Origin of the sequence: Methanobrevibacter sp. (assembly GCF_045114555.1) — an archaeon.
Lineage (GTDB): Archaea > Methanobacteriota > Methanobacteria > Methanobacteriales > Methanobacteriaceae > Methanobrevibacter.
Map to the genome: position 1 here is coordinate 1 of NZ_JBGUKT010000015.1, position 13,980 is coordinate 13,980.

12 protein-coding genes are annotated in these 13,980 nt (G+C 33.8%); 10 read left to right on the plus strand and 2 right to left on the minus strand.

From position 1 onward, the window contains the following. Positions 1–143: 143 nt before the first annotated feature. The 7 genes from ACJMLB_RS02785 to ACJMLB_RS02815 all read left to right on the plus strand — a co-directional run bounded on the left by ACJMLB_RS02785 (position 144) and on the right by ACJMLB_RS02815 (position 9,905). Complete coding sequence (locus tag ACJMLB_RS02785) at positions 144–2,333, plus strand: right-handed parallel beta-helix repeat-containing protein (RefSeq protein ID WP_405323450.1); 2,190 nt, start codon at positions 144–146, stop codon at positions 2,331–2,333. Between the two features lie 385 nt (positions 2,334–2,718). Then, positions 2,719–3,294, plus strand: coding sequence for a hypothetical protein (locus ACJMLB_RS02790; RefSeq protein ID WP_405323452.1), 576 nt, complete (start codon positions 2,719–2,721; stop codon positions 3,292–3,294). A 122-nt stretch (positions 3,295–3,416) separates the two neighbouring features. Then, a complete protein-coding gene (locus ACJMLB_RS02795; protein ID WP_405323455.1) occupies positions 3,417–4,058 on the plus strand; it encodes a MotA/TolQ/ExbB proton channel family protein in 642 nt (213 codons plus the stop codon). Positions 4,059–4,143: 85 nt separating this feature from the next. Then, complete coding sequence (locus tag ACJMLB_RS02800) at positions 4,144–4,461, plus strand: DUF2149 domain-containing protein (protein ID WP_405323457.1); 318 nt, start codon at positions 4,144–4,146, stop codon at positions 4,459–4,461. 941 nt (positions 4,462–5,402) lie between these two features. Beyond that, the gene (locus ACJMLB_RS02805) at positions 5,403–6,218 is read left to right on the plus strand and encodes a formate/nitrite transporter family protein (RefSeq protein WP_405323460.1); all 816 of its coding nucleotides are present in this window, start codon (positions 5,403–5,405) and stop codon (positions 6,216–6,218) included. A gap of 406 nt (positions 6,219–6,624) precedes the next feature. Beyond that, complete coding sequence (fdhF, locus tag ACJMLB_RS02810) at positions 6,625–8,685, plus strand: formate dehydrogenase subunit alpha (RefSeq protein WP_405323463.1); 2,061 nt, start codon at positions 6,625–6,627, stop codon at positions 8,683–8,685. A gap of 14 nt (positions 8,686–8,699) precedes the next feature. Next, complete coding sequence (locus tag ACJMLB_RS02815) at positions 8,700–9,905, plus strand: Coenzyme F420 hydrogenase/dehydrogenase, beta subunit C-terminal domain (protein WP_405323465.1); 1,206 nt, start codon at positions 8,700–8,702, stop codon at positions 9,903–9,905. An 85-nt stretch (positions 9,906–9,990) separates the two neighbouring features. Here the strand turns inward: ACJMLB_RS02815 and moaA are convergent, their stop codons facing one another. After that, on the minus strand, positions 9,991–10,920 hold the full coding sequence (gene moaA, locus ACJMLB_RS02820) for a GTP 3',8-cyclase MoaA (RefSeq protein ID WP_405323468.1): 930 nt from the start codon (positions 10,918–10,920) through the stop codon (positions 9,991–9,993). Positions 10,921–10,924: 4 nt separating this feature from the next. Beyond that, positions 10,925–11,962: a molybdopterin-guanine dinucleotide biosynthesis protein B gene (mobB, locus tag ACJMLB_RS02825; RefSeq protein WP_405323471.1), complete on the minus strand. Its 1,038-nt coding sequence runs from the start codon at positions 11,960–11,962 to the stop codon at positions 10,925–10,927. Positions 11,963–12,361: 399 nt separating this feature from the next. Between mobB and ACJMLB_RS02830 the strand changes: the two genes are divergently transcribed. The 3 genes from ACJMLB_RS02830 to ACJMLB_RS02840 form a co-directional block, all read left to right on the plus strand. Then, the gene (locus tag ACJMLB_RS02830) at positions 12,362–12,823 is read left to right on the plus strand and encodes a 4Fe-4S binding protein (protein WP_295611852.1); all 462 of its coding nucleotides are present in this window, start codon (positions 12,362–12,364) and stop codon (positions 12,821–12,823) included. Position 12,824: 1 nt separating this feature from the next. Continuing rightward, complete coding sequence (gene fwdF, locus ACJMLB_RS02835) at positions 12,825–13,916, plus strand: tungsten-dependent formylmethanofuran dehydrogenase subunit FwdF (protein WP_405323474.1); 1,092 nt, start codon at positions 12,825–12,827, stop codon at positions 13,914–13,916. 8 nt (positions 13,917–13,924) lie between these two features. Next, positions 13,925–13,980, plus strand: a 56-nt coding sequence (locus ACJMLB_RS02840; protein ID WP_405323476.1) for a 4Fe-4S binding protein, incomplete at its 3' end; no start/stop codon positions are given.

Sequence of the window (13,980 nt, forward strand, 5' to 3'; positions counted from 1 at the left end):
TATTTTATTTTTCACGATTAACTAAACTTTATATATCGTTTTTAATATATCTAATATTATTTAAACAAAATTTTTTGGGTAGAATAATTATGAAAAAAGATTTTAATAGAGTTATATTATCAATTTCATTAATTTTTATTTTAATGCTAAGTTTAGGCCTAGTTTCGGCTTCAAATAATTCTGATAATTTTATCGACATGACTTATGATGGCACTGCTATTGCTGGGAATAATGAAATTTCAGATTACGATTTTGGTTCTGCTAATGATTTGAACTCATGCAATAAGGCAGGCAGTGGATGTGTTCTGACTCAAGATTCACAATCTTCTGAATTGTCTCTTAGTTCAACATCCAATTTGGATATAAGTACAAATGAAGAAATGCTTGGCTCAAATGGAAAAGATTTCAAGGACATACAAAATTTAATAGATCAATCAAGTGAAAATGATACTATCCTATTGAGTGGAACTTTCTCCGGCGATTCTAAAATTGTTCTAAATAAGACTCTCTCTATCGAAGGCGCATCATCCGGAGCCACACTCGATGGTAAATTTCTAACTCAGATATTGGAAATAAATGCTTCCAATGCAGTAATTAGAAATATTAGATTTGTCAATTCTTCCGGCATTTCAGTTAATATTGGAGGCAAAAATGTAACCCTTGACAATTGCAGTTTTGAAAACTCAATCAATGGAGAGCTGGGGTCAGCATTAAGTTGTTTCGGGGATGATGTAAAAGTCCTAAACTCAAGATTTTTAAATAACATTGCCAATAAGTCCAGCTGTCACCATACCGATGGGCCAGCCATTTATTTGATAGCTAGCAATGCCCTCATAGATAATTGCACATTTATAAATAACACCGGCTATAATTATGAAACAGCTTCTTCTGGAGGAGCAATTTGGATGAAAGGCTCAGATAATTCTATTTTAAATTCCGTTTTCATCAATAATTCTGCCATATCAAAATTTGCATGGACATTGCATGGTGAAGAGCAGACCTTTTTAGCTGAAGGTTATGGAGGGGCTGTTTATCTGGTTGGAAGCAGGGGAAGAATTGACAATTGCCGGTTTGAAAACTGCATGGCACATACATATGGAGGTGCATTATACTTCAAGGCATCTAGTAATTGCTCAATAAATAATTCAAGTTTTATCAATAATTATGCAGTTGGAGATGCCGGGGCGATTTATCTGGGTCAGAATGTTTATAATCTTGAAATAAGCAATTCCCGATTTGAAAACAATGTTGCTTTAGGCTTAATAGGGGTAATCATGCAGCATAATGCATATGGTGGAGCTATTTTTGCCAGTAAATTCGTTGAAAACATGTCTGTTTCCAATACCAGCTTTTTGAATAACTATGGAAACAGCACCATTTATTATCTGGGATCCAATATTCAAATTTCCTCATCCATGCTGGAAAGGTCAGTTTCAATCATTGAAAATGAGACTTTAAATCAATTCCTTAAAACAGTTAAGGATTCAACTTTGGAGGAATGCACTCTTGAAATAAACAATTTCTCTTTGTACTCCTCTTCAGGGTCTTTATATGAAGCACTCATCTTTACAAATGGCAGTATTGAGAATAATTACTGGGGTGCCAATCTCTATAGTGCGGATGATTTCCTGGAAATGAAATTAATCAAGTCAAACGGCGAGTACATATATCCTGCTTTTTGGATTAATCTTAAGGTTGTAAATGCTTCCGATTCAAATAAAGAGCATGAAGAATCCAATAAAACAATGTCAAGAGACAAATCTGCAATTGCATCCAGTGATATGACTACAACATCTGTTTACAGCAAAGATGGAAAAATCGGCAAATACTTCTCATTCAGATTAACTGATTCAAATTCCAAGGCTTTGGCTAATAAACAGATTATCATTAACTTCAATGGAAAAACCTACTACAAGACCACTGATAAAAACGGCTATGTGAAACTGCAAATCAATTTGGCTAAAAAGGGAACTTATGATATTGTAGCTTGTTTCTTAGGGGATGGAAATTATGATGCGTCATTTAAATCATCCAGAATCAAGGTAACTCCTGTTAAAGCTAAATTAAAAGTTACCAGTAAGACATACAAGCGTTCTTATACTAAAAAGACTTTAACCGCCAAGCTCTTAAGCCCTAAAGGCAAGGAAGTAACTGGTAAGAAAATAAGTTTCAAGGTCAATGGAAAGACTTATGCTGCAAAGACCAATTCAAAAGGCATAGCTACAGTAAAAGTTAAATTAAATAAAAAGAAAACTTATAAATTCACTGCCAAATTTAGAGGAGATGATACTTTTAAAGCAGTTGTTGCAAAAGGCAAAGTGGTTGTCAAATAAGAAATTTTAATAAATGAATTAAGTTGATTTTTTATTAACTTGATTCATTCCTTGTATTATATTAATTTTTTATTAACTTGATTCATCCCTTAGTATTATATTAATTTTTTATTCAATTAGTTCATTTTCATTATCTTTGTTTTTTTATTAATTTAGTTCATTCTAGTTTTTTATTTTTTCCATTATTTTTCAATTTTTTATACTTTTTATTTATTCGATATGTTTATATAATCACATTATAAAATATATTAGTAATTAAACTAAAATGTGATATGCTATGATGGATTTGATTTTTGAATACTTAATTGTTTTTATTTTACTTTTTTGTACAAATATTGCATTTTTAGTAAGAAAATCCGATTTTAATAAAAATAAATTTATTATATTGGCAGTAACTTATGCAGCGATAGTATTTGTTTTATCATTCATTCTTCCTTATTTAAACTTGAGTGAATATCTTATTCCATTCATGCCTTGTATTTTAGGATTTGTAAGTTTATTAATTCTGATATTGGCCATACGCCATGTCAGCCTGGGACGGAATTTCAATATTGATAATGATAAAGCCGTATTTTATGGAACTGTCCTTTCTTCATTGTTGTCAATATCTGCTTTGTCTTTATGCTTGAAATCTGATAACTTAGTTTTAAATTCATTTGAATTAGCTATTTTATCCATAGCAGTAATGTTTTTAGTTTATAAAATTTCTAAAATATTCAATAAAGCTAAAAGACCTTACTATGCAGTAATTGGTGAATATATGTTTGTAGAGTTCATATTTTTACTGATGTTAGCATTGACTTTTAGTACTGTTAGAGAATTGGATTATTCGATTTTCAAATCTTTCCTCATACTGACTCCTACTTATCAGCTGATGTATATGATAATTGCAATCATCATGATTGTGGTTTTAGGAGTATTATATGGGGATTGGATTTTAAAACGATTAAAAAGAAAATAATTAAAAAATTTTTAAAATAAAATGACTAGAGAGTTCTTAAAATAATTTTTAAAAGAAAATAATTATTTTAATTTATTATTTAATAATTCATATTTTATTTTAATTATGTTTGGTGGGAGAGTATGATACTTCAAGGTACAGGAATTTTAACTTCATTTATACATATTATTTCAGAAAGTCTGCTTGCGCCTGTTGTAGTTATTTTGGTTATATTCTTGATTTATGCAATTCTAAGTCTTGGAGGATTTTTAAATGAATGGTTTACCAAAAAACCATTGAAATCCGATGGTTTGGAAGCATTATTGCAGGATATTGCCAAATCCAATAGTCCTGAAGAATTAAAGGGCATTGTCAATTCAAGCGGATTATATGAGGAGCAGAAAATTATTCTTGAAAAGATTGTAAACAATTACAATCTGGGTCCGGAGGCAAGAAAGGCATTTGCAAGCAAATTGATTGAAGAAGAGGAAAGCAATTTGCTTAAAGTTACTTCAAAAACAGATCTTTTAGTAAGACTTGGACCTATATTCGGTTTGCTGGGTACTTTAATACCATTAGGTCCTGGACTTTCTGCTTTAGGAACCGGTGATATTACCACTTTGGCCCAGTCATTGACAATTGCTTTTGATACAACTGTCACTGGTTTGACCATTGGTGCAATAGGCTATGTTATTTCCAAATACAGAAAGCAATGGTATGAAAGTGACTTGACCACTACTGAAACTGTTGCAGAGGCTATTTTGGAGAAAATTGGTGATTTTTAAGGGGTATTGATATTCTTCTAGCGAATGTTATAAAATAATTATGTTCTTTAAGATATTGAAAATTATTATTTTATGAGTGTTGTTTATGTTGAGAAAAAGAAAACGTTTTAGTGATGATGGCGATGAAGATCCCATGTCTGGAATTTCAAACCTTTCAGATGCAATGCTGGTATTGGCATTGGGATTTTTGATATTTGCTATTATGGCTCTTCAAGTTAATCCTGACATGATGGCTAAAACACAGGAATCCCAAGCTCAGCAGGCTGCTTCTGATGTAAGCACTGGAGAAACCTTTACAAGCAATTCTACTGCGGGCTCTTCTCTTGAACAATCCGGTTACTCAGAAGTAGGTAAGGTTTATAGGGATCCAGATACGGGCAAGCTGGTGATGGTTCAGGGGTGAATTCTAAAAAATATTTTATTTTTTTATTTAAAGTATATTAATTTTTGAGTTGTATCTATTTTTTTACTTTTTCTATTCTTTCATTGAGATGCTGTGATTTTTTCAGATTTTATTTTCATGATTTTCTCTAGGAACTACCTCATTCATTTTTTTATCTAATATTTTTAAAAAATGTAGACGATTTTTTAATTTACCATGATTAATCATGATTAATAATGGTTTAAAATTTTCATATTTTCATATTTTCATATTTATTTCATTAAATTCAAGGAATTTCAATAGAGTTTTCATTCGTTTTTATAATATTTTTCATTTCGTATTTTCATGCTTAATTTCTCATTTATCAACTATATTAAGGATTGTTTTTTTGAAATTTTTGAAAAAAATATTCTTTTTCATTTCGTATTTAGGCACTACAAAATTTTTTTTAAAAAATTAGCTGTTTTTACGATATGAAAAATAGATAATATTAATATATTTTTTCTTATTTTTCTAATATAATGTCTAAAAACAATTATTTTTTTTAAAATTTAATTTAAATATTTTATTTTATATGAATTTATATTCATTTCGCTTTAAATATCTTATTTTTTAATTATATAAATTATTTTTTTAATATCTTTTTATGGTATTTTATTCTAAAAATTAGAATTAAATTGAACAATGTTTAATAATATTTAAATTTTTTTCGTTATGAAATATTTTTACTTTTGAAAAAATGAATAAATATACTATATAAATCTTTTCTTTTGAACTTAATAGCAAAGCCTTTTTATATGAATGATAAATAATTATAAATAATGCTCTCTTATAGATAGTTTTTTTTACTCTTTGTCTTGTTAGTTTATCATTGCATTCAATTTTAACTGCAAGATTTTAAAAAACTAGGGGAGTATTGTAAGAATTATATGGGATAATATACTAAAAAGAGGTTGAGATATATGAGTTTTAAAAGTCCTGCAGACACTGCAAAAGCTGTAGCTTCAGCAGCAACTGCAAAAGGTGAAATGCCAATTTTAAACCTTGCAATTTTAGGTTTCCTGGCTGGTGCATATATCGCATTCGGTGGTTTACTTGCTGAAGTAGCAAACACCGGTGTTGTAGCAGCAGGCGTACCAATTGGTATTTCCAAATTTATATTCGGGGCAGTGTTCCCTGTTGGTTTAATTTTAGTAGTTATCTGTGGATCTGAATTATTCACTGGTGACGTTATGTTTATGACTATGGGTCTTCTCGATGGTAAAACTGATATCATGGGATTACTCAAGAACTGGATCGGAAGTTGGGTATTCAACTTAATCGGTGGTATTTTCGTTGCATTCGTACTTGCTTACTTAACCGGAATCATGACCGGTGAAGCATTTGCTAAAGGTGCAATCACCATTGCAAACACCAAAGCATTAGGTGGAGCAGCATTCGGTGCTGAAGCTACCAAATCATTAACTTGGGTACAAGCTTTCACTAGAGCAATCGGTTGTAACTGGTTGGTATGTTGTGCTGTATACTTAGCTAACGCTGCTGATGACATCATTTCCAAGATTGTAGGTATCTGGTTCCCAATCATGGCTTTCGTATGTATTGGATTTGAGCACAGTGTCGCTAACATGTTCTTCATACCATTAGGTATATTCTTAGGTGCTGAAGTAACCTGGGCACAATTCTTCATCAACAACTTGATTCCTGTAACCTTAGGTAACATTGTTGGAGGAGCAGTCTTCGTTGCTATGGCATACTGGTTCGTATACTTACGCGACTAGGCTTATTAATATTATTTATTAGTAAGATGCAAACCCAAATAAATTAAATATTTCATTATTTAATTTTTTATTCAAATTAAAGCAAAACCCTGTTTTGCAATCAAAACTTTTGTTTTGATAATTTAGTCAAAAACATAATTGATAATTAAATCAATTAAATCGATTAAGATTGAACTTGTTGTTTTTACAACAAGCTCCAATCTTGTATTTATTGTATTTTTAACCGGAATAGATTCGATTAATTAGGCTTATAATTTCAATGATAATATCTATTTTGTTCGAAAATAATTTTTCATGCTTATAAAATTACAATAAATTATTTTATAGAAAATTTAATTTAATTTATAAATGCGTTTATTTGTTTTATAAATTTAAAAACCTTGATTTTATTAATGGAGATTATAAAATGGTTGAAATTAAATATGTGCCTACTATTTGCCCATACTGTGGTACTGGTTGCGGACTCAACTTTGTAGTCAAAGACGGCAAAATCGTAGGTGTAGAACCTTGGAAAAGACACCCTGTAAACTGGGGTAAAGTATGTCCAAAAGGTAACTTTGGATATCAATTCATTAACCACCCAGACAGATTAACCACCCCGTTAATCAAAGAAGACGGAGAATTCAGAGAAGCATCCTGGGATGAAGCATTAGACCTCGTTGCTAACAAGCTCAAAGAAGTAAGTGACGAAGACCCTAATAAAGTAGGTTTCTATGCATGTGCTAGATCCCCTAACGAAAACATTTACATAACCCAGAAACTCGCAAGAGCTGGATGCGGAACTCAAAACGTAGACCACTGTGCACGTATCTGTCACGGTCCTACTGTAGCAGGTCTCGCAACCACCTTCGGTTCAGGTGCAAGTACCAACGGTTACGACAGTCTCGAACAAGCAGACTTCATCTTCTGTATCGGTTCCAACAACATGGAAGCTCACCCATTATTCGGACGTAAAATGATCCGTGCTAAGAAAAACGGTGCATTCGTTGTTGTAGCAGATCCTAGATACACTCCTACTGCAAAATTAGCTGACGTATACTTACAATTCAAAACAGGTACTGACGTAGCTTTAATGAACGGTATGATGAAAATCATCATCGAAAACGATTTACAAGACGATGAGTTCATTGCAAACAGAACCAAAGGATACGAAGAATTAAAAGAAACCGTAATGAAATACGACCTTGACAGAGTAGCTGAAATCACTGAAGCTGACCCTGAATTAATCGAAAGAGCAGCTTTAGAATATGCTAAAGCAGAAAACGCAGCTATTGTATACTCTTTAGGTATTACCGAACACTCCCACGGTGCAGACAACGTTATGTCCACTGCTAACCTGGCAATGCTCACCGGTAACGTTGGTAAATTAGGAGCAGGTGTAAACCCATTAAGAGGACAGAACAACGTACAAGGTGCTTGTGATATGGGTGCATTACCTTCCGATTATGTCGGATACCAGAAAGTTGCAAACCCTGAAATCACCAAGAAGTTCTCAGAAGCATATCAAATGGATCTTCCAACCACTCCTGGTTTAACCCTGGTTGAAATGATGAATGCAGCTCACTCCGGTGACTTGAAAGTATTATACATCCACGGTGAAGACCCTGTTCTTTCCGATGCAGACATCAAGCACACCAAAGAAGCTATTGCAAACCTTGACATGTTAATCGTTCAAGAATTATTCATGACCGATACTGCAGCTGAAGCTGACGTAGTACTTCCTGCAGCTGGATGGGGTGAACAAGAAGGTACCTTCACCAGCGGTGAAAGAAGAGTACAATGGTTACGCAAAGCTCAAGAACCTCCTGAAGGAGCAATGGTAGACTGGAAGATCATGGAGGAAATCGCTGTCAGAATGGGCAGACCTAGAGAATTATTCCACTATGAAAACGCTGCTGAAATCTGGGAAGAAATCAGATCCCTCGCACCATCCTACTACGGTATTACCCACGAAAGATTATTAATGCCTGAAGGTGTACACTGGCCTTGTCTCGATCCAGAAGACCCATGCGAACCATTAATGCACAAAGACAAGTTCGCTCACCCTGATGGTCTTGGAGTATTCCAAGCATTAGAACACAGAGGTCCTGTAGAAGTTCCTGATGAAGAATATCCTTTAATCTTAACTACTACCCGTATCTTATTCCACTATCACGCTGCTATGACCAGAAGATGTGAAACCTTGGATAACGAAGTAAAAACTGGATTTATAGAAATTAACACCGAAGATGCTAAAGCAAGAGGAATTCTTCCTAACGAAATGGTAAGAGCTTACTCCAGAAGAGGAGAAATCGAAATTACTGCACACGTTACCGATGACATCAAACCAGGTATCGTAAACATTCCTATGCACTTCAGCGAATGTGCAGCTAACATGTTAACCAACTCCGATTCTTTCGACCCTAAATGTAAAATGGTAGAGTTAAAAGCTTGTGCTATTAACGTTGAAAAAATTGAAGGTAAATAGATTGGGTGATTTAGATGGCTATTGAAGTTAATGATATGTTTTATGCATACTCCAAAGATGAAGAAATCAAAGAAAAAGGTGAGTATGGTGGAGCAGTTACTACTATCATGAAAAAACTTTTAGAAGAAGGTATTGTTGATGCTGTAGTAGCTGTAGAAGAAGGTTGGGATTTATACGACGCTGTCCCTGTTCTCATTACCGAACCTGAAGATGTAATCAAATCTGCAGGATCCCTTCACTGTGGTACTTTGAACTTAGCAAAATTCGTCTCCAAGTACTTAGACGGAGCAAGAGACATGAAGATTGCAGTTACCTGCAAACCATGTGATGCAATGACCCTCAGAGAATTAATGAGAAAAGACAAGGTTATCGAAGATAATGTTATCCTCATTGGTGTAAACTGTGGAGGAACCATGCCTCCTATACCAACCATGAGAATGATTGAAGATGTCTACGAATTAGACCCTAAAGACATTATCAAAGAAGAAATCTCAAAAGGTAAGCTCATTATGGAAACCGCTGAAGGCGAAAAAGCAATTAAAATCGATGAGCTCGAAGACGAAGGAATGGGTAGAAGAGAAAACTGTCAAAGATGTGACATGAACATTCCTAGAAATGCTGATTTAGCATTAGGTAACTGGGGAGTTATCGGCGAGTTAGCTGGTAAAGCTACTTTTGTAGAAGTATGCTCTGAAAAAGGTGCAGAAATCTTACAAACTGTTGTTGACGCTGACTTGATTGAAATCGCAGACCCTATACCAAAAGGAATTGAAATCCGTCAAAACATTGACAACATCATGGTAAAACAAGCAAACGCACAAAAAGAAAAAGACTTTGCTGGAAACACCGGAGACATTCTCGATGTACTTGCAGCATATAAGGACGAATTCTCATCCTGTATGAAATGTTACGGCTGTCGTGAAGCATGTCCATTATGTTTCTGTGAAGACTGCTGTCTTGAAACCGAAGGTCCTGAATGGGTACCTGGTGGATACACTCCTGCTGCTCCATTCTTCCACTTAACACGTTTAGTACACATGGTTGACGCATGTACCAACTGTGGACAATGTTCCGAAGTATGTCCATGTGAAATCCCTGTAGCTAAAGTATGGAGTACTGTAAACAACAAAGTTAGAGAAATCTACGGATACATCCCAGGTATGGGTAGTGACGACCCACTTCCATTCACTGACCACGTATCCAAAGCTAAATGGTTATAAGGACTTTTCCTTATACCGATTTTTTCTTTTTTTTATCCCAATTTACATAACAATGTTATATAATTCATTAAAAAATATAAAAAAATTAGGTGTTGAACGGTTCACGTTTGTTGATGCCGTTTATGAAAATCTTTTCAAGCTCCTCTTCGCTTTCACCATTTCTCACGTGTGAAATCAACTCAACAAGATTATCATTTCTTAAAAGACATGGTTTTATTTTTCCATCAGGAGTTATCCTTAATCTGGAGCAATTTGCGCAAAATTTAGAGTTATCAACAGGCTTTACTATCTCGATTTCTCCACCGTTAATGTAATATTTTTTACGCCCTTGCATAAACTTACGTTCTCTTACCTTATCAGCTATATCAGCCAACTTATTTTCTAAAGAATCTAACGAATAGTGATATTCGGCACTGAACTTGTCGTCATCACAGTTTTCACTTTCAATCAGTTCAATCAGCTGAAGGATAATTCCGTGCTCCTTGCAGAAATAGAACATGTCCTTTATTTCATCAGTGTTGATGTCCTTCATTACCACCATGTTTATTTTAACAGGGTAAAGTCCGACTTCTACAGCTTTCAGGATTCCTGCCTTGGCCTTTTCCAGATAGTCCTTGTTTGTCACGAATTTGTAGGTGTCCCTATTGAGGGTATCAAGACTGACATTGACTCTGTCCAGACCCGCATCCTTCAGACCTTGAGCATATTTTTCAAGCAATACTCCATTGGTTGTCAGTGAAATGTCCTTAAAATCAAGGCTTGCTATTTTTTCAACAATCTCAACAATGTCCTTTCTAACCAAAGGATCTCCACCGGAAAGCCTGATTTTTCTCACTCCAATTTTTTTGGCTATTTTTGAAATGGTGTAAAGTTCATCGGGTGTCATTTCATTTTTGGATGAAACCATTCCGTCATGATGGCAGTAAATACAGTTTTCATTGCATCTGTTTGTTATTGTGATTCTTAGTGAAAGAATAGGTCTTTCATACTGGTCCTTAACTACGTTTTCTAACATTTTATCATTCTTCCACTTTTATTTTTATTTCTTCAATTTCATCATTGACTTTCAAGGTGTTGATTATTGCATATATTGTTTCTTTTAAAATTCCTTGAGTAAAATCATTTATTTTCAGGTTACCGTCATTTATTTTAACCCCAATGTTTGATTGGGATAAATCATCAGGATTGATATCTGAAATTGTTATTTCTATTTTTTCAACATCTTCATCGGTTTTAAGGGAATTGATCATTGCTTTTATTGAGTTTGTAACAATGTCATTTGTAAATGAATTTATTATTAAAGGATTATTGTTGATTTCAATTTCTGTTAGGCATTCTTTTGGTTTCTGTCTGCTATTTGCATCAGGGATTATCAGTTCAACCTTTCCAATGGTATCCACTCCAAAATCTTTCAGGTTCAATGTATTTATAACTCCCAAAACATTCTGCTTCAGATAATCGCTAACGAATCTGTTTAAACCAACTACATTTCCGTCAATGGACAGGTAACTGTGAGTTTTGTCCAAATCATCAACAGTTAAACTGCCTTCCCTTATTTTTGAGGCAATAATTTCTCCATCATTGTATCCGCAGTTATTGGCAAATAAAGTGTCCACGATGTCATGGCCTCTTTGCTCAATTAGGTCGGCTAGTTCACTCACGCCATTCTCATCAATAGTGAATGAATCCACTTCGCAGATGGTATATTCGTCCCTAACATTAGGGGAAGTGATGATTTTCGGATAGTTGTAGCTTTTATATCCTTCAATAACTACAAAATCAAAGTTGCCTATATGCTTTATTAAAAATAGTATCCTGTTCAAATCCATTTCCTGTCGTGCATTGAAAAAGGTTGTTGAGCCAACACCAACAACTAAATTGGCACCGGCCTGTTTATGCTTCCAGGTATCGGTATTTTCCTTATCCATTTCAATGGAATGATGTGAATGTTTAATGGATGCTACATTATACCCTCTTCTTGTAAGCTCTTCAATGACTTTTACTGTCAGTGAAGTTTTTCCGGTATTTTTTCTTCCGACAATAGACACTATTTTCATTTTGTAATCCCCATTAATAATATATTATAAGTATTAATTAAAAATTTCTAAATGTTTTATGTGTAGTTACTACACATTTTAGGTATGCCTAAAAATTTTTCTTAATTTTTGCAGTTTTCATAATACTTTTTATCAATGAAAGTAATACAAATTTTGACGTATTTTTTCAATTTTTTATACTTTAAAGGAATGTTCATTTCTTATATTAAATTTAATATTTTATTATAGTTTATTTTAAATCATATTATAATTTTTGTTATTGTTTTTTATTTTAAAGTATTATGGTTAATTTTTAAAAAAAATTTTGTGTAGTAACTACACAGTAATATATAAGTCTTTCGACTTAATTCTAATAAGCAAATATATTTATATAAGAAAACATATGTGTAATCATTACACATGGTGGTTCAAATGCCGAAACATATTGCATCTGGTTTGAAATATTTGGCTGCGGTCAAGTTGAAGGATGCTGGCGAAAGTCACCAAGCAATTGCTAACGAGTTAGGTGTTGATAGGTCGACAATATCACATTATTTGAATGGCAGCAACCTGTCATGGAATTCTATTGATGTTGCAAGAACTATCACCGAACTTTCTCCTAGAGATTTCTTGAAAATGACTGAGGCTATATTTGATGAACCAGAACAGAGTCGAAAAATTGTGAATATTTGCCAAGAAAGGAATTTCGAAGTAAATGTAGAAGATTCTTGTATTGGTTGCGGCTTATGTGTAAATGCATGTTCAATGAAAGCTATTAAGTTAGAGTCATTGAAGGCACATGCAGACTCCATACAATGTTGTGGGTGTCAGTTATGTATTGATGAATGCCCAACTAATTCGATAAAAATTTTGGAGATTTAATATGATTAGAAATTTAAAAGAGGTAAAAGACAATAACTTTGACATTACCAGGTCAGCAGACGAAGTTAGAAGCTTGTCTTTCAATGATCAGGTTTGTCTTGGTTGTGGTATTTGTGAGTCTACCTGTCCTGTTGAAGCAATTACCTTAAATGCAATTGCTATTGACGCTCGTGTAGGTTTTGAAACTTACTTCAGCGGACATGACAAGATTAGTCAAAATATCAAAGAAGCTCCAGATATCCAAAGAATAAGCATTGATGAAAACAAATGTGTATTATGTGGTATGTGCAGTGGATTATGTCCTGTTGATGCATTAGTATTAACTATTGACGGTACTCCAATCAAAGAAATTGAAGCATATCCTCATTATAACGCTTTCTCTGAAATCGATGACGATGAATGTATCTACTGTAAAAGATGTGAAACCGCATGTCCTCGTGATGCAATCGTTATTGAAAGAGTTTTACCAGACCGTGCTGATTTAGTAACTGGTGAAATCAATGTAGATGAAGAAGAATGTATTTACTGTGGTGTATGTCAAGAATTATGTCCTGCAGAAGCAATTGTCGTAGATCAAGTAACTGGTGAAGAATCCATTGTTATTGACAAAGACAAATGTGTTTACTGTCTTGTATGTAAAAAAGCTTGTCCTACCAACGCTATCAAAGCTATTTGTAGAGCATGTAACTACGGAGAATATGATTTAGACCCTGCAAAAGCTGTCGTTAAAGGAAACTCAGTCATCGACCCAGAACTCTGTGTATACTGTGGATGGTGTGAAGGAGTCTGTCCTACCGATGCAGCAAAAGTTAAAAAACCATTCGAAGGTTCTATTGAAGTTGATGATGAAAAATGTCAAGCTTGTGGAGCTTGTGTAGATATATGTCAATGTAATGCTTTAGCATTCCCAGTATCTTCAGGTCCGGGTTCCAGAATGGAACACGTAATTGCAAACAACGACTACTGTGTAAAATGTAAAGCATGTGCTAAAGCATGTCCTAACGATGCAATTACCGTATTAAGAACTGAAGTTGACCACACTCCTATTAACTCTACTACTTGGAAAGATGCTTTAGATGCTATTAAAGATTAGGTGATTAGATGGAACTTAAAGTAAATCAAGATAATTGTTTAGGATGCGGGATTTGTGTAATTGC